18 protein-coding genes are annotated in these 16,876 nt (G+C 42.3%); 14 read left to right on the forward strand and 4 right to left on the reverse strand.

Annotation, left to right across the window (positions count from 1 at the left end; all coding sequences use genetic code 11):
- The 3 genes from BCT11_RS04400 (at position 1) to BCT11_RS04410 (ending at position 3,068) form a co-directional block, all read left to right on the forward strand.
- A complete protein-coding gene (locus tag BCT11_RS04400; RefSeq protein WP_038867782.1) occupies positions 1 to 600 on the forward strand; it encodes a response regulator transcription factor in 600 nt (199 codons plus the stop codon).
- A 10-nt stretch (positions 601 to 610) separates the two neighbouring features.
- On the forward strand, positions 611 to 1,990 hold the full coding sequence (locus BCT11_RS04405; protein WP_102387330.1) for a diguanylate cyclase: 1,380 nt from the start codon (positions 611 to 613) through the stop codon (positions 1,988 to 1,990).
- A 190-nt stretch (positions 1,991 to 2,180) separates the two neighbouring features.
- The gene (locus BCT11_RS04410; protein WP_038867779.1) at positions 2,181 to 3,068 is read left to right on the forward strand and encodes a LysR family transcriptional regulator; all 888 of its coding nucleotides are present in this window, start codon (positions 2,181 to 2,183) and stop codon (positions 3,066 to 3,068) included.
- On the opposite strand, the gene BCT11_RS04415 is transcribed toward BCT11_RS04410, so the two are convergent.
- Positions 3,065 to 3,673 (reverse strand): response regulator transcription factor, encoded by a 609-nt coding sequence (locus tag BCT11_RS04415; protein WP_038867777.1) that lies wholly within the window; start codon positions 3,671 to 3,673, stop codon positions 3,065 to 3,067. The two genes, BCT11_RS04410 and BCT11_RS04415, sit on opposite strands and share 4 nt — an antisense overlap.
- 365 nt (positions 3,674 to 4,038) lie before the next feature.
- Between BCT11_RS04415 and BCT11_RS04420 the strand changes: the two genes are divergently transcribed.
- From BCT11_RS04420 to BCT11_RS04435, 3 genes are all read left to right on the forward strand, one after another.
- Positions 4,039 to 5,949, forward strand: a complete 1,911-nt coding sequence (locus BCT11_RS04420; protein WP_102387331.1) for a methyl-accepting chemotaxis protein — start codon at positions 4,039 to 4,041, stop codon at positions 5,947 to 5,949.
- Between the two features lie 103 nt (positions 5,950 to 6,052).
- Positions 6,053 to 6,775, forward strand: coding sequence for a nitroreductase family protein (locus BCT11_RS04425; RefSeq protein ID WP_102387332.1), 723 nt, complete (start codon positions 6,053 to 6,055; stop codon positions 6,773 to 6,775).
- A gap of 262 nt (positions 6,776 to 7,037) precedes the next feature.
- Positions 7,038 to 8,018: a chemotaxis protein gene (locus tag BCT11_RS04435; protein ID WP_038867771.1), complete on the forward strand. Its 981-nt coding sequence runs from the start codon at positions 7,038 to 7,040 to the stop codon at positions 8,016 to 8,018.
- Between the two features lie 51 nt (positions 8,019 to 8,069).
- Here the strand turns inward: BCT11_RS04435 and BCT11_RS04440 are convergent, their stop codons facing one another.
- Positions 8,070 to 8,603 carry a type II secretion system protein gene (locus BCT11_RS04440; protein WP_038878522.1) on the reverse strand — a complete coding sequence of 178 codons (534 nt, stop codon included), beginning with the start codon at positions 8,601 to 8,603 and terminating at the stop codon, positions 8,070 to 8,072.
- A 356-nt stretch (positions 8,604 to 8,959) separates the two neighbouring features.
- Here BCT11_RS04440 and BCT11_RS04445 point away from each other — a divergent pair, with 356 nt between their 5' ends.
- The 5 genes from BCT11_RS04445 (at position 8,960) to BCT11_RS04465 (ending at position 12,566) form a co-directional block, all read left to right on the forward strand.
- Complete coding sequence (locus BCT11_RS04445; protein ID WP_038867766.1) at positions 8,960 to 9,682, forward strand: sulfite exporter TauE/SafE family protein; 723 nt, start codon at positions 8,960 to 8,962, stop codon at positions 9,680 to 9,682.
- Between the two features lie 79 nt (positions 9,683 to 9,761).
- Positions 9,762 to 10,667 (forward strand): EamA family transporter RarD, encoded by a 906-nt coding sequence (gene rarD, locus BCT11_RS04450; RefSeq protein WP_045399815.1) that lies wholly within the window; start codon positions 9,762 to 9,764, stop codon positions 10,665 to 10,667.
- A gap of 82 nt (positions 10,668 to 10,749) precedes the next feature.
- Entirely contained in the window at positions 10,750 to 11,136 is a 387-nt protein-coding gene (locus BCT11_RS04455; RefSeq protein ID WP_038867763.1) for an MAPEG family protein, read from the forward strand.
- Positions 11,130 to 11,663 (forward strand): hypothetical protein, encoded by a 534-nt coding sequence (locus BCT11_RS04460; protein ID WP_045419625.1) that lies wholly within the window; start codon positions 11,130 to 11,132, stop codon positions 11,661 to 11,663. Before BCT11_RS04455 ends, BCT11_RS04460 begins: the two co-directional genes overlap by 7 nt.
- Before the next feature lie 363 nt (positions 11,664 to 12,026).
- Positions 12,027 to 12,566 (forward strand): phosphatase PAP2 family protein, encoded by a 540-nt coding sequence (locus BCT11_RS04465; RefSeq protein ID WP_045419628.1) that lies wholly within the window; start codon positions 12,027 to 12,029, stop codon positions 12,564 to 12,566.
- Between the two features lie 79 nt (positions 12,567 to 12,645).
- Here BCT11_RS04465 and BCT11_RS04470 read toward each other — a convergent pair whose 3' ends face one another.
- Positions 12,646 to 14,010 (reverse strand): endonuclease/exonuclease/phosphatase family protein, encoded by a 1,365-nt coding sequence (locus BCT11_RS04470; RefSeq protein WP_102387334.1) that lies wholly within the window; start codon positions 14,008 to 14,010, stop codon positions 12,646 to 12,648.
- Positions 14,011 to 14,377: 367 nt separating this feature from the next.
- On the opposite strand from BCT11_RS04470, the gene BCT11_RS04480 reads away from it, so the two are divergent.
- Complete coding sequence (locus BCT11_RS04480) at positions 14,378 to 14,692, forward strand: multidrug efflux SMR transporter (protein WP_038867756.1); 315 nt, start codon at positions 14,378 to 14,380, stop codon at positions 14,690 to 14,692.
- A 74-nt stretch (positions 14,693 to 14,766) separates the two neighbouring features.
- On the opposite strand, the gene BCT11_RS04485 is transcribed toward BCT11_RS04480, so the two are convergent.
- On the reverse strand, positions 14,767 to 15,666 hold the full coding sequence (locus tag BCT11_RS04485; RefSeq protein WP_198593916.1) for a DMT family transporter: 900 nt from the start codon (positions 15,664 to 15,666) through the stop codon (positions 14,767 to 14,769).
- 150 nt (positions 15,667 to 15,816) lie between these two features.
- Between BCT11_RS04485 and BCT11_RS04490 the strand changes: the two genes are divergently transcribed.
- Positions 15,817 to 16,269 carry an NUDIX domain-containing protein gene (locus tag BCT11_RS04490; RefSeq protein ID WP_102387335.1) on the forward strand — a complete coding sequence of 151 codons (453 nt, stop codon included), beginning with the start codon at positions 15,817 to 15,819 and terminating at the stop codon, positions 16,267 to 16,269.
- Positions 16,270 to 16,287: 18 nt separating this feature from the next.
- A complete protein-coding gene (locus BCT11_RS04495; RefSeq protein WP_102387336.1) occupies positions 16,288 to 16,848 on the forward strand; it encodes a GNAT family N-acetyltransferase in 561 nt (186 codons plus the stop codon).
- The last annotated feature ends 28 nt before the right edge of the window (positions 16,849 to 16,876 follow it).

The raw sequence follows: 16,876 nt of genomic DNA on the forward strand, positions 1-16,876 counted from the left end.
ATGATGAACAAAATAAACTGCCTGATCTTTGATGATCACCCACTTGTCTGTATCGCCATTAAATCGCTTGTTGAAAGCCTAGGTATCGCCAATGAAGTGATGACGGCAACAAGCTCAAAAGACGCTTTAAAAATGCTTAAAGAAGGCGATATCGGGCTGCTTATCTTAGACGTGAACCTTGCTGATTGTGATGGTTACGACTTTTATAAACGTATTAAATCCCATGGTTTTAGCGGAAAAGTGATTTTCTTTTCTGCTGAGACTAGCCATATGTATAGCCAAATGGCATTCCGTTCAGGGGCCGATGGTTATGTCTGTAAATCCGAAAATCACGAGATCTTAAAAGACGCTATAGAGGCGGTTGCGAAAGGGTATTCATTCTTCAAGTTCAAACAAACAGTGGAAGAGCATCGAAATGTCCCAACGTTATCAAGCCGAGAAAGCGCGGTGATGAAGTTACTTCTACAAGGAAAAAGTAACCGAGATATTGCCGATGTTCTGTCGATCAGTGACAAAACCGTCAGTACATACAAGCGCAGAGTCATGGATAAATTCAACGTGAAGAACATCGTGGAGCTTTCAAAAGTCGTGGATACTTAAAGGGTAAGGGATGAACCTGAAAAATATTTATTTGTCTTTTTTCTTTAGTGCGCTTTTGTTTACCACTTCAATGACCATGATCGGTGCGATGTTGATCTCCCATGAAGTGAAGCAGTTTAAGATTTACACTCAGGGGATATCCAAGACCAAGCAAAAAGTCACCTTACTTGGTCTATTGATGGAATCTGAATTGGCACGTTATGAAGGTTCCACAGCTCATGAGATTAATCAACTGACGGAATTCAGTTTTCAAGATGCGATCTACGCGTTAGAGCCGGGCAGCGAACTGGACTATGTCGAAACGATTGCGCGGAAAGTACTGCACGAGGCTGAAGGGTATTTAGCAAACGTTTATGAACGAATTGATGTCGTGCTTTACTTTCGTTCATATACGGCGAGCAAATTGATTCTCGAGAATCCGATTAAAGAGCTTGAGAACTTGTCTGAACCTTTTGATATTGATTGGTGTAAACAAACGTACTCTTGCGTACTCGCGGCATGGAAGGATCAGCTAACCGATCGCATTCTCATTTCTAAACCTTTTAAAACGACGTATTCGGAGAGTAGGGCATTTAGTGTGATTAGCCCTGTTTACTACCAAGGTGAGATTGTTGGTGAATTTGGAGAGCAAATTTTTCTCGATTCACTCAAGGTCGAAGGGAAAGCCCTAAAAGTGGATATCAACAACGGCAACAAACACATCGTTGTTTACTACCCACATTACCCGTGGTCAGACTTCGCATATACACAAAGCTACGTTGCGGATAACAACAACTTAATCGTTTATCAATTTCCTTTCAGTAAAATACTGATTGATTTCGGATTCCTGTTCCTAATCATGTTTGTATCTATTTATGGATACTATTCAAAGGCGCAAGAGTCCAAAGAAAGCAAAATTCAATTAGCCAATGCAATCAGTGATGCAACCAAAGATGAATTGACTGGTTTGTTCAATCGTAAGGTGTTCAAGGAACAAGCGTTCAAGAATAAGATAAAAATGACTCCGTTTACTGTGCTTGCTATTGATGGCGATAGAGTGAAACGCATCAATGATAAATATGGTCATCATGTTGGTGACGAGGTGATCGTGATTATTGCGGATGCGATGAAGAAAGTGTTTAGAGTGTCTGACTACTTGATTCGCACGGGAGGGGATGAGTTTATTGCGATTCTACCAGGATGCAGCGAGAGTAAATCTCTGATGTTGGCCAAAAAGCTGCAAAATGCCGTGACAGAGAACCGTTTAAAAAGCTTAGATATTAATGTAAGCGTCAGTACCGGACTTGCCATGAGCAACGAACACGAGACGTTAAATGATGTGATCATGCGCGCGGACGAGGACCTTTATGAAACAAAACGGCATCGTAGTTACTCTGAAACTGTGTCTTAAACGGGAAAATCAGTGTAAATGACTATATTGTTATTAATTGAAAAGATAAGAGTTTGATAAACTTGACCAAAACGTGACTTTGGTCTTCTATAGTAAAGCAGCTCATTCAAAGGCTGCTTTCTTTGTATTTGGCCGAAACTAATTATAAAAAACACAACTTTAATCTTTGATTCTACTTGGTAACCACACTGTGAATAAAGATCTCGACCTAAATCTCCTCAAAATACTGGTGCTGTTAGAGCGTCATCGTCAACTTAAACCTGTTGCTAAGGCATTGGGTAAAAGTGAAGCCTCGATCAGTAAATACCTCACTCGTTTGCGAACACAATTAGAGGATGAGTTGTTTATCCGTCATGCACATCATTTTGAACCGACGGATTATTTAAAGCGTAAACTTCCTGAAATTACAGGGGCGCTTGATCAACTTGAATCGTGCTTAGTTCGACGTGAGTTTGACCCGCTTTCATACGAAAAGAGCATTACGATTTGTTTGCCTCAATCCGCTCAGTACTCATTTGGACACCTTTTGCTTGGGGATTTGATGTCTTTGTTCCCTAATGCTTACATCACTGTATCAAGCAGTACCGACCACACGATTGAAGATATCTTGGAAGATAAAGTAGACATGCAATTGCACTACTTCAACGAAGAGTATCCTAAGTCAATCCATCAGCAATTTATTGGTTATGCGCCAGCTGTTGTTGTTGTTCCGGAAGAGCTCGGTATTAGCGATTTAGAGAAAGCGTGTGATCTTCCTTTCATTTTATTAGAAATGAATGGTTGGAAGGATCGAGAACAAGTGACGAAGCGCGCGTTGGAGAAAAGCGGAATAAACATTAACCGTGTGGCAACGATGGGAAATATCACAAGCTTATTGCAGGCGATTAAACACCAAGGTGCAGCGACAATTTTGCTTGAATACCAAAGACCCATTAACGGTTTCAATTTTATCTCTGTACCAGAGAGCTTTTACCCAGATGGTCGCCCTAAAGTGGTGGTACAGATGAAACAAACTCATCGCTACAATTCAATGCATCAGCTACTGACGGATGCCATCTCGAAGTATGTCAATGTCTAACAGCATAAGCTGCCGCACTCTTCTTGAGGAAGGGTGTTGAGCAGTTCAACAACGGATTCTGCGTGGTACTTTTTCAGAATGCGTGTTTTGTAAGTACTGATGGTTTTCGCACTTAATGACAGTTGCTCAGAAATCTTTTTATTTGAGTAACCTTGCGCTAAATAATGGAAAACCATCGCTTCTCGATTCGATAAAGTGACGTTACCTGAGGACTGGTTGTGCGTCGCTTTAAACATCGAATATCCGCGTGTTACGCTGAGAACCGCATCCATGATGGTTGCTTTCGCCTCATTCTTATTCAAAAAACCGTGTGCACCCATCTCAAAGGCCGCTTTAGATAAACTTGAATAATCACGGGATGAAATAAACAGGATCTTTCCTTGATAGCCAGTTGCAAGAATATTCTTCGCTAAACGCATACCATCTCTATCACCTAGCACAACATCCAGAATAACCAAGTCAATTGGTTGGTTACGAATCAACTCCATTACCTCTGCGCTGTCTGTTGATTCAACGACATTCACGGATTTAAATGCGCTTTGAACGAGAGAAGCCAGAGCCTCACTATATAACGGTTGGTCGTCGATAATAAGAACGCTATTCATATTTATGCCTCACCTTATATTTCAATTTACTGGCCGCATCCCTTCAGCAGTCATTTAATGTGGAAGAATTGTAGGAAAAATCTGTGGCGAGCGGGTGAAAATGACAATTTCACTATTTGAAACTTGTCGTCTCAATTGTGAGATGGTGTCGCAGTAAAAATAATGAAATCAATTAGATGCAGGATGAAAGATTCGCAGTGTTGCATTGACGTCCGTCTCTTTCTTTGGGGGCGGGAAAAGCTTACAAAAACTTAAAACCCTATAAAATACAATGGCATACCGTTTCTTCATGAAAGGCGTTAATTTGCGGTAAAGGAACGTGTTTTTTACTATTTCTTCCTTGCTGTTCTTATGGAGTAGGCGGAATGCTAAATAGGATTAAAAAAATAAAACACAAATTTTACCTGATTTTAAGTACCGTTATCTTGGTACTTTTTGCGATAACCGCAGTCGGTGTACTTACTACCAACCAAATCAATACAAACTTTATTCACTTTCAATCGATTAATAGCAGTGCATTTGAAGCAACTGAAATCGAAGCGAATCTTCTAACTGCAAGAATTAATGCATTAACCTATCGAACAAACCGAGATCGCCTATTTTTCAATCAAGCAATGGAGGCGTTAAATCTGGCTAAAGACGAGGCGCAAAAGCAAGCATTAAGTTCGGAGGATGATGAACGTAAGTTGCGCTTTGAAAAGGTTTCGTCTCAGCTTGAACAGTATATGGTGCACTTGGGAGAAGTTTCTCAATTAATGGCGAAAAGAAATACCGATGTGAATGCTTTAGTTTCTTATCAAAAAGAGATAGAAAACAAACTCATGCGCCGTTTGAACAAACACACAACTGAACGAGGTTTGATAGCAGATGCGACTTTGGTGTTTAAGGCGCTTACTCAAGAAGCAACGGAATACTTGTTAACCAACAGCGAGCAAGACTATGAGCAATTTGAAGCGAAGCTGGATCACTGGAAGAGATTCATGATACAGCTTCATTTTGTTGATCAAGACAAACTCAACGAATTAACTGGACACCTTTCAACTGCGTTATCCAGTGTTGCAGAAACCATTCGAGCAAGGAATCAACGTTGGGATGCACTTAAAGATATTGGTTTTGAAATTGCCGACCAAATCAACGCAATAAAATTGGATGCAGTTAATGACCAGAATGTTTTAAAGGAAGAAATTCAACAAACGACAGAACAAGCGACGATGAATGTAGCCTTGGCATTGTTGATTGGTTTACCTGCAGTGACGTTTTTGTGTCTATTTATCTCTAAAGACATCACGAACAATGTCATCTTTGCAAAGCAAGTAGCGGAGAAATTGAGCCGAGGTGAAATTAGTGTAGAGCAGCAGCATGCAAAAGGCAGTGATGAGGTTTCTGAAATGCTTGTTGCGTTACACAACATGGAAGAGCAGCTGTATAAAACCGTTTCTGAAGTTATCTCTTGTAGCGATCTTCTTGCTTCGGCATCAGAGCAACTTTCTGCAGTAAATTCCGAAATCTTGAGCAATGCGCAGTCCCAGCAATTGGAAACTGACCAAGTAGCGACAGCGGTGAATGAAATGACGGTGGCGATTGCAGAGGTAGCACAAAGCGCAAATGGAGCGTCACGGGAAGCGGAAATTGCACCGGAGGTCTCTGACAGAGGACAGAGTGTTATGAACAGTGCGATGCAGCAAGTTGGTGGACTTGCTGAACAGATGGGAAGCATGAGTCAAGAAGTTGGGACGCTTTCTAATGGTACTGCAGAAGTTGCAGACATTACCGAAGTTATCCAAACCATAGCTGAACAAACGAACTTGTTGGCGTTAAACGCTGCGATTGAAGCTGCACGAGCGGGCGATCAAGGTCGGGGCTTTGTCGTTGTTGCTGATGAGGTTCGTCAATTAGCGCAGGAAACACAAAAAGCGGTCGAAAAGATTGGGAATCGTATTACTACGCTGCAACAAAATACCTCTCAAGTGGTTGAATCTATCGATGCAGGCCAGCACATGTTGGAACAAACTGTGCAGCAATCGGCTTCTGCCAATGATGCGTTTTTAAGTATTTCATCAAATATTGATCAAACGAATGCATTGAACACACAGATTGCAGCCGCGACAGAAGAGCAATCTGCGACCGCAGAAATGATCAACCAAAGTGTTGTCTCTGTTCGCGATCAACTTGACCAGACGGTAAATATGATTCAAGACAGCAACCAAGCCGCCGATGAATTGGCGAAGATGTCGATAAACCTCTCTGATCAGATTCGCTTTTTTAAACTGCAATAAAATAAGAAGGGCAGACGCGATTTTGTGTCTGCCTTTGTATTTGCGCTTGCAGGAGGAAGACGATTACGTAAAGATCCCTTTTTTGTTCTATTTTGAGTCTGTTATGAGCCAACCTTCTTTTGAATCCATTGTTCACTCCCGTCGTTCTGTACGTAAGTACGATGCCAGTGCTGAATTTAACCACAGTGAAGTCGCGGATGCCCTTGAGCTGACAACGTTAAGCCCAAACAGCAGCAACATGCAGATGTGGGAATTTCATCGTGTTATTTCATCTGAAAAACGCGAACAACTTGCAGAATTTTGTATGGGGCAAAATGCAGCGAAAACGGCAAATGAACTGGTTGTGTTTGTTGCTACGACTCATAACTGGCAAGAGCGCGCCAAGCGCAACGCAGAGACTGTGCGTCAAGCTTTTGAAAACCGTGACGACGCTGCGGCTAAGCGCGCTCTTAAGTATTACGAAAAACTGATTCCAATGGTTTACAACAATGATGCATTTGGCCTTCGTGGCGTTGTGCGCAAGTTATACAGTTGGTGGTTGGGGCGCAATAAGCCAATGGTTCGCGAAGTCAGTAAGTCGGATATTCGTGTTTGTTTGCACAAGAGTGTTTCTTTAGCCGCGATGACGTTTATGTATGCGATGCGTGAAAAGGGGTACGACACGTGCCCAATGGAAGGCTTTGATTCAAAACGAGTAAAGCAGCTTCTTGGGTTACGTGGTAGTGACCAGATCACCATGATCATCAGCTGCGGTGTAAGAAGTGAAGAAGGCGTGTATGGAGAACGTCATCGCGTTGCCAACGACAGCGTGATTAAATCACATTAATTAACACTAAACTTTTCTGTCGCTATGCCGTTAACAGTAGTGAGTAAACTGCGATATTGAGTCGTTGAATGTGTTTTGTTCAAAAATGGGACAAAATTTCAGCATTTGATAGAGAAGTGTGCAGTTCGCATCCTTTTGATTATTTACAAATTCTGTCTCAACGACTACAAAAGGACTCTTGGATTTTTCGCCTGTGAAGTGATTCTCTGTGGCATTGCATCAAGCCTCTTTTTCTTGATGCGTATTTTGGATAATTGGGTTTATGAGTAACGTAACCAGCACCATTTTGACTGAAAGTGGCACCAATGAACTTGAAATCATTGAGTTCCATCTAGAAAAACAAATGCCAGATGGCAGCACAAAAACATGTTTTTACGGCATTAACGTCGCTAAGGTTCGCGAAGTGATTCGCGTCCCAGAGACGACTGATTATCCGAACGCCCAACCGCACATGATTGGTGTCTTTTCTTCTCGTGAAGTGCTTACGCCTCTTGTTGATCTTGCTGGTTGGTTAGGTGTCCCGACACGCCGTGATTTAGAACGTAAGTTTGTTATCGTTACTGACTTTAACAAGATGACTAATGGCTTCTTGATCGACAGTATTTCTCGTATTCATCGTATTTCTTGGAATGATGTTGAATCTCCAAGCCAGTTTCTAGAAGCTGGGGAGCAAGATTGTGTCGTTGCCGTTGTGCGTAAAGATGGCAACTTAATCATGATTCTCGATTTCGAAAAAATCATTGCTGACATCAACCCAGAACTGAGCATGGAAAAATACGATGTGACGGGCGATAAATCGGTTGATTTGAACCAGCGAATGGTTGGCAAACGTAATGCTAAAACTATTATGGTTGTGGATGACTCTGCATTTATTCGTTCTCTGATTCAAGATACCTTGGCTTCTGCGGGTTATAACGTGATCACTTGTAAAGATGGTGGTGAAGCGTATGAAAAGCTAATGAGCTTGATTGAAGTGGCGAAAGAAGAAAACTTACCAGTGCGTGAGTTGCTTGATGCTGTCGTCACTGACGTTGAGATGCCTCGTATGGATGGCATGCACTTAGTGAAACGACTACGTGATACAGAAGCGTACAACCAAACTCCAATTGTGATGTTCTCTTCTTTGATGAGTGAAGACAACCGCGCGAAGGCATTATCTCTTGGTGCGAATGACACCATCACCAAGCCTGAGATAGGCCGTATGGTGAATATGATGGATAAACACGTGTTTAATTTTGCGTAGTCTATCCGACAGTGAACAAAAAGGCTGCCAATTTGGCAGCCTTTTGTTTTATTAAGGACAAGGAAGAATCTCTAGCGTGTAGCTCTCATTCTCTGATTCTGGCGGTCCATATAAAATGCCACATTGAGTAAGGCTAGCGCGGGGTTCATCTGCTGCAGCAATAACCATTTCACGTGTACTTGAACCCGATGGATGTCGGATAATCTTCCAATCTGAGTCCGAACCATCAATTCCCTGAACTAATAATGGAAGGCTATCATTGTCCGCATCTGGGTAGCCGTAAAGAAATACACAGTACTTCGAGCCATTTAGCTCACAACCATCGAAAGGCAGTGCTTGCATTGGTGTTTTGCCGTGTGTGTTTTTGTTTGAAACATAGGCAAGGTGCTCTTGCCCTGTAGTTGCTAGTTTTGCATACCCGACGCCTAGGCCAGAAGCTATCGCACCTTTCATCCCTTCCAAGCGAGCTTCACGAGCATCGTCTTGAATGTTTAAAAAGCGCGGAGCAGCGGTGACAGCCAAAATACCAAGGATAACGATAACAACAACAAGCTCAATTAAAGTAAAACCTGATTTTCTTTTCATAAATCATCTTTTAATTAGGTTGATACGATAGTCTAATGTTTTTAATTTATATGGTGCTATAGACTATTAATTTCCATAAATGGTGAATTTATATGGTACATCCACTCTAAAATGGAGTGTGATTATAGTTCCGTTTATTTGTGCTGGATAGTGTGGAAATCGTAAATCTAGCGTTGCAAATCTGTATGAATTGTAAAGTCGTAGAAACTGAGACTAAGAAGTTCAAATGTTGACACATTTTGATTGTGTTTTAGTGCGCTTTGATGAATCCTACGCAGGGCGAGAGTGGGGGAATTATTACTATCTGATATTCATTCTGCTTTCTAATCATAAAATCAAATATAAGAATGACATCGATGGAATTCGATTCTACAAACTTGCTTGCTATGGGGCTGATCTTCTTAGGCTCTTACGTTCAAACTGCGATTGGATTTGGCCTTGCTATTGTCGCCGCGCCACTACTCATTCTCTGGGCTCCAGAGTATGTGCCTGCACCTATCTGTTTGGTCGCATTGTTTATCTCGTTAATGAATGCGATGAAGCACAGAAGCAGCGTCGAAATTGGCGGTTTAAAGATGGCACTGATTGGACGTGTTCCCGGATCAATTGCTGGTGGCGTCTTACTGTTTTTCGTTTCGACAGAAGCATTAACTTTATGGATTGGCTTTTTGGTTCTGTTTGCCGTTTCCGTCAGCGTGTTGCCATTTCGTATTGAACCTACGCCAGGTCGTATGACTTTTGCTGGATTCTTTTCTGGTTTATTTGGTACGAGTTCTGCTATTGGTGGACCACCAATGGCGCTTTTATTGCAACATCAAGAAGCAAATCAGTTACGTGGTAACCTATCAGCGTTTTTTGTGTTCAGTTCTATTATCTCTTTGATTGTTCAGATCCCTGTGGGTTTCTTTAACTTACATCATCTGGTGATTACTTTGCCCTTGCTACCAGCGGCAGCACTTGGTTACTGGTTAGCGGTAAAAACAACGCAGTCTTTACCAAAAGAAAAGATTCGTTTTGGCGCTCTCACACTGTGCTTTGTTAGTGGTATTACTGCGGTGATCCAAGGTCTCTCTTTGTAGTTATCCTAGAAGGTCTAATTCGCTTTACAAAACGCGTTCTCACTATAGAATCGCGTCACTTTTCTTTGTCGAGTTAGTTATGAACAACAGTCGTTACGGCAATTTCATGGCAGCGTTGTCCTTTGTAATCTGGGGATTACTGCCTATTTACTATCGTTTTTTACCTAATGCTTCAATGGATGAACTATTGGCACTGCGCATTATTGGTTCAGTTCCGGTTGGTTTTATTATGGTTTTGGCGATCACCCGTCATTGGCCTAAATGGACGGCAATTTGGCAAGATAAAAAATCACTATGGTATACGTTTGTTGCCAGTAGTTTGATGTGTATATCCTGGGTGGCGTTTACGTGGGCGTTAACGAATAACCGTGTTATTGATGCTAGCTTAGGCTTTTTTATAGGCCCGCTTGTCTCAGTGGCCCTTGGGGTGTTTGTCTTAGGTGATAAGCTTTCAAAAGGGCAGTTTATTGCGATATTACTGGCATCAATTGGTGTTATCTACCAGGTGATTCAATATGGTCAGTTACCTTTAGTTGCGTTGACGATGGGGTTGTTCTTTTCACTCTATGGCTTATTCAAGAAAAAGATCAATTATGACTGGAGTACAACGCTTTTTGTCGAAGCCATTGTGTTAACACCGTTTGCCTTAACGTATTTATTTATTAAACAGTGGAGCTTTGGTCAACTAGCATCAACGGTTGATGTAACAACATTTATGCTCTATTTGGGGAGTGCTCCGGTTACGCTATTACCGTTAATTTTCTACTCCATTGCTATTCGTATTACTAACTTATCAACGGTTGGTTTGATGCAATACATCGAGCCGAGTTTACAGTTTGTTTTAGCCGTTGTATTTTTTGGAGAAGTATTCGATAGCGTAAAAGCCGTGACATTTGCATTTATTTGGGTAGGGCTGCTATTTACTATCTTTGAAGGGATCGCCAAACTTGCCAAGCGCAAAAAGCTTGCCAACCACTCACTTTAATTGATTCCTTCTTTAGATTCATAGGGCTAGCTTATATTTAATATATAGTTAACCCATAATGAACTCTAAAGAAGGAATTGTCATGATTACCGCTCTCTACGCTTCTGTCCTCACATTACTGCTCATCTGGCTTGCTTTTCAAGTCATCAAACAAAGACGAAGTAACAAAATTGCTTATGCTGACGGGGGCGTTGAAGCGCTTCAAATTGCTCGTAGTGCGCAAAGTAATGCAAGCGAATATATTCCCATCACCCTCATTCTCATGGCATTACTTGAATACAATGGCGCACCAGTCTGGTGGATACACCTTGCTGGTATCACGTTCGTCATTGGCCGCGTCATTCATGCAAAAGGGATACTTGGAGAAGAGCTGAAAGGTCGTGTTACCGGGATGAAGTTAACCTTCTTGACTATGATTGGTTTAGTTGCACTTAACTTAATCTACTTGCCCTACGATCACTTATGGTAAAAAAATCAACGTATTTACCCCCAGCTTGGCTGCTTGTTCTGGTTGGCTTAGTACTGAACATAGCAGCAATTATCTTAACCAGTGTGGTGTTGGATAAACTTGGAAAAGAGACAAGCCTTCTTGCTGATCAAAAAGCTGATAATCTTTATTCGATTCAACTTGCTTGGAACAGGGTTGAAACGCTAGAGCGAAAACGAGAAGTGTTGTTATTGCATTTACATTTAGCTCAAAGCCAGAGTGTCTCCGAAGAAATGAACAAGGTACTCAGAGCGCATTTGTCTGCTTGGACTGGTGAAAAGGTCAGCCCAATCGAAATCACTCAACTTCCAACTCTGATGGCAGAAATTAATCACGCTCAAGGTAACGATCGAAATAGAATTGATGGCTATTACCTTGAAAACTTGGAGATCAGTGAAGTGATGTCAGAGTTGGAGGAAAACATGGCTTGGTATAAAAGTATTGGCTTGTTTCTTCAAGTGTTTGGTTTGGCGTTAATTTTAGCGAGAGATTTGGCTCGTAACCCCTGAATTTTTCCTTATTGGTTGCTATTTGCGAAAATACGTTCGCATATTGCATTCTCAGTAATGCTCAATGGATTATTATTCATGGTGATTAATTGATATTAGTTGAATATCAATTGGTTAAGTTGTAACTGAAAATTGGCACATCTAATGCTTGAGTTAGAGTGACCCTTTAAGCCGAGGGTCACCTAGCCAACTGACGTTGTTAGTGAACTAGATTGTTCACAAGTATATATAGCCAATCACATCTTTTGTGTTTGGCTTTTTTTTTCACAATCAATTCACGGATGAATTGTTACAGTTTCGGGTCGAAGAGTCGCGATAGCTGTGATAGTTTTCGCCCGAGTTGAATCATAATTGGTTGTATTAATGAAGAAAATTATACGTTTGGTTGGTGTGGCCTCCATAATGGGGTCTCAGTCTGTGTATGCAATGAGTGAAAAAGATTGGGATATTCTGACTGACATTGGTGCGTATGGCCTGGTTGCTACCGCAGCGGCCGTCCCTGCTTACAAAGGGGATTGGGAAGGCTTTTGGCAAGCGGGGTTCAGCATTGGTGCTGCTTCAGGCATCGGTTTGATCGGTAAAACCACTATAGATGCAGAACGTCCGGATAAAAGTGGTAACGACAGTTTCCCATCCAACCATACGGCTAACGCTTTTGCTTCGGCAACAAACCTTTATTTACGTTATGGTTGGGAAGCTGGTTTACCTGCATATGGTGTTGCAGCACTGGTGGGTGTAGGGCGTGTGGAGGCCAAAAAACATTATTGGCGTGATGTTCTTGCTGGTGCAGCTTTAGGTACGTTGAGCGCGTATGTCTTCACTGATGCTTATGATGAAAATGTGCAGCTTGTCCCATGGGTGACGAGTGAAGACGTTGGTGTATCGCTGACTTATCATTGGTAATTTTGTACGAGCACGATCAAAAGAGCCTCGGCATACCCGAGGCTCCTGTATTATGACTTTTCGTTTCTAAGTGCAGTTTTTAGAACTGGGCCTTAATCCAAATCATACGGTGGTCTGAAGAGACATCTTTGCCATTGCCGTACTTACCGATACGGTCGTCGTTAAACAGCTTGCGACCTTCTTCATATGATGCTGCCCAGTAAACACCAGAATCAGCCACATTTAGGTTCGCAGATGGCATCGCATAGTCAACACCAAGACCGAATGTAGACGTAATGCGGTTTGGAATTGGGTGTGTTGAGTTTTTGTCTACCGCGTGCTCGGCCGCACCATAGCTTGTTGGGTAAAGCTCGCCATTCATCACATCTTGGTTTACCAACGGATCATTGTGGAAGTCTTGCATGATTTCACTAAAGCCATCGCCATCCAATGGGTCAAGGTTTTGGTCACCCATCATCACAAACTTCGCACCTTCAGCTAAGCCACCTTTGTTGCCTGCATCATCGTAGAAGTATCCTTTACCTTGTACATAGTGATGCCAGAACTCAACTTCTGCACCGTTTTGAACTTTGTTTTTACCTGGATCGAAGACCGGTGGAGTAGGGTGAGACATCAATAGATGAACAACTTCGTCGCCTTTTTCTGTTGGGATAATAATCGGTGCATCTACGTGGTTTTTAGAGGACAGACGAACAACATCCCACTCTTCTGCTGTGTACCAATCGTCACCACAGGCCATGCCATCAGGGATCGTTTGTGAACCGTCACAGATAGTGATGGTTGGGATTTCTGCCCCTTCCATGTCTTTCCACTTGAACTCTTGGAAAGTTCGTGTGTTTTCTGTGTCAATTTTGTATTTAGACATCAGTGCAAATGCGTATTGACCATGATAGAAACCAAAGCCCCATGCATCGCCAGGAAGCTGGCCTGCAGTGCCATTGTTATCTAGGTCAAGGTCACTGTTTAAGCCTGTGTTGGTTGAGTAAGATTCCGCATAAGGATACTCAATAGGCTCAAGGTTAGCTTCGCCACCGGCGCCTTCAAGGCTTTGTGCGATAGATAGGTAGTTTTTCTGGAAACCTTCCAGTGCGACTTTATCTTCTCCAGTTCCATCATTATTGAATTCCGCCATCATCAGAACATCAGGTCGGTTTTTTTGAATGATGGCTGCGACGTTACGAATTTGAATGACTTTCTCAGCCATTGTTTTATCTTCGTCGGCGATTGTGCCGTCAAGGTAAGCCGTTACCAGCTCAGTTTGCTTTGCTGGTTCAACTTGCATTTCTGCAACGAGGTCTTCAAAAGTACTACGATCAAAAGAGAGGTTATAAGTGGCGATCTTTACTTCTTTAGGTTGAACATCTACGTATTCAGTGTCGTCGTTGCAGCCAGTAAGTAACGCAGCGCCGATTAGGAGAGCTAAAGGGGTTTTGATGTATTTCATTAGTATGCAATACCTTATAATTGGGTTCGCGCAAATACTAAAGTTATCAGTAGCTTTTGTAAGCGATCTTCGTCACACAAACGATTGCGTAGTTGCACTAATGATCAGGTTTTGTGTGATTAATGCAATAAGTGCATCATTTTCAACAGTAGAAGGTTATATACAATCTGTTAAATAACGATGTCTATTTTGTTTAATTGGAATGGATTTATAGCGTTAATTGATTGAATGAAGTGGATTTTGTGCGCATACAAACTGAGTTTAGGTGAGAGACGTTTTTCTTTATACTGTGCACGTACCAGAAGTGAGGACGACCTCACCGCTCTCATCACTATCGGGGACGGCCCCATTTGTTAGGGATCTCTCAATGGCTTGGGCAATTCTTTTTCTTGCGGGTCTATGCGAAGTCGCATGGGCTGTTGGGCTTAAATATTCTGAAGGCTTCAGCAAACTTGGCGCATCAGTATTCACCATCGGTTTTATGGCGTTAAGCTTTTGGTTGCTTGGTATTGCGCTTAGAACGTTACCACTTGGTGTTGCTTATGGTGTTTGGGTGGGCATTGGTGCGATAGGAACGGCGATTGCCAGTATCTATTTATTTAATGAGCCAGCGACATTGGTCAAGCTCATAAGCTTACTGTTGATTGTTGCTGGTATTGCAGGCTTAAAGTTTGCGGCTTAAGTTCTCAATCATTGATAAGTAAAAGCCAGAGTCAGACTCTGGCTTTTCGCATTTTAAAGCAGGTTCTTGCCTTGTTAGCGTTTCATAAATGGCAACTTTAAGTGTTGTCCAAATACGTTGATAAGCGCGCCCGTAACTATCAGTGCTCCTCCTAAGTAAGTCCAAGCGGACGGTAACTCACCAAAGAACACGATCCCCAGCAGTACTGAGAATATGATTTGGACATAAGAGTAGGCGGAGGCTTTACCGGCTTCCTGAGTTTGCATGGCTTCGGTTAAACCAAGTTGGCCAATTTGAGTAAATACACCAACGAGAACGAGCATCAAGGTCAAGTACAAATCCGGCATCACGAACTGATCTCCGATGAGCAGGATAGATGCTGGAAGTGCAACCAATGGAAAATAGAAAATAATAACGGAGCTGTCTTCTGTCTGACTGAGTTTCCGAACAATCACGTACGCAATCGAACTACCAAATGCACCTAATATCGCGATCATAACACTAAACATCGGAAGGGCATGTTCAGCATTAGGGCCCGTTTCCGAACTGACCATGACATAGACACCCAATAAACACAGCACAATACAAATTAGAGTCGAAAACTGAATGCGCTCCTTAAGGAAGAAGACCGCGAGCAGTGCAGTAAATACAGGATGAATGTACTGAAAAATGGTCGCTTCTGCTAAGGGTAGCGTCGTAACGGAATAGTACACACACATGAGCGCCATCGTGCCAACCGCGCCTCGCGCAAACAACAAGGGTTTGTTATTGCCCCAAACTGATATGCCTTTGCGTTTTACATCTAGGTAACTGATCACGAGTGAAACTAAAGCCCTCGCTGCGACAATTTCAAATACAGGTATGCCATGTAAGCTGACATGCTTAACAGTGGCTGACATGAGAGCGAAACCAAAGGCAGAGAGCACCATAAAGCGCACACCAATGGGAATTATCGAATTGATTGAATTAGGCATCTTACGGCTCGTTTATTGAGGGAGATCGCACTTTAGCATACTAGACTGACAAAAAGATCAGCACCTTGTGATTAAGGCTCCGGATCTTATTGAAGCAAGGTAGACTGTCTCGTTCAGATATAGAAATAATAAATACATAAGGAGAAAGGGATGATTCCTATTCAAGCAACGCATGTATCTGGTGTTGTGATTTCCGAATTCGACGGCATCAAGAAAATGTTGTTATTAGAGCGAGTCAAAGGTGGTTATTGGTGTCATGTAGCTGGTGGGATCGAAGAAGAGGAAACTGGTTGGCAAACGATCGTTCGAGAGCTCAAGGAAGAAACACAAATTGAAGACGTCGAGCTTCACAGTGCGGATTTTCTTGAGCAGTTTTATGAAGCCCACAAGAACCGAATCATGGTCATCCCTTGCTTTGTTATGTTTTGTAAACCCAACCAAGAAGTGGTATTGAACCACGAACATACCGATTATCGTTGGTGTTCATTAGAAGAGGCAAAACAACTTGCTCCTTTTGCGAATCAGCATCAACTCTATGATCATGTGTGGCAAAATTATGTAGATAAAGCACCAACACCATTTACTCATATTAAACAGAGCTAGATTCAAACAGGAAAAACGATGTACGAAGGGTATGAAACGAGCCAACCGCTGCAAATTTCTGAACGTATTGCGATAGAGCCATTAATGACCAAGCACGCCAATACGTTACTTGAAGTTGTCAATAAAAGCCGCGACAGCCTGTCTCGTTATCTGCCATGGACAGAGTTCGTAAAGAATCGACGCGAAGCCGTGCGTTACATTTCTCAACGTATCAACAGTCGTGTAAGCGAAGCACACTGGTTTGCGCTTTTACTGGATAATCAATTTGTCGGCGTTCTCGGTATTAAAGGTGTGAACGAAGAGACACGCGTAACCGAGGTGGGGTATTGGCTTGCAGAAAGTGGGCGTGGTCATCGTGTCGTCAATCAAGTGCTCTCTGTCATCATTCCGTTAGTGAAGGGAAGAGGGCACGCGAGCTTGATTCAGTTTCACTGTATGGAAGATAACATCGCGAGTATTAAAGTAGCGGAACGAGCGGGAGCCTCTTTAAAAGAATACGTTGATCATGATTTTGAAACGTTGGATCCGTCTCAACGATTAGGCATTTATGAACTGAAACTAGCTGAAATCAATGCTTGATAAACATAGCCTAAAAGTAAATGTGGCG

The sequence above is a fragment of the Vibrio sp. 10N.222.52.B12 genome (assembly GCF_002875385.1).
Taxonomy (GTDB): Bacteria; Pseudomonadota; Gammaproteobacteria; order Enterobacterales; family Vibrionaceae; genus Vibrio; species Vibrio jasicida.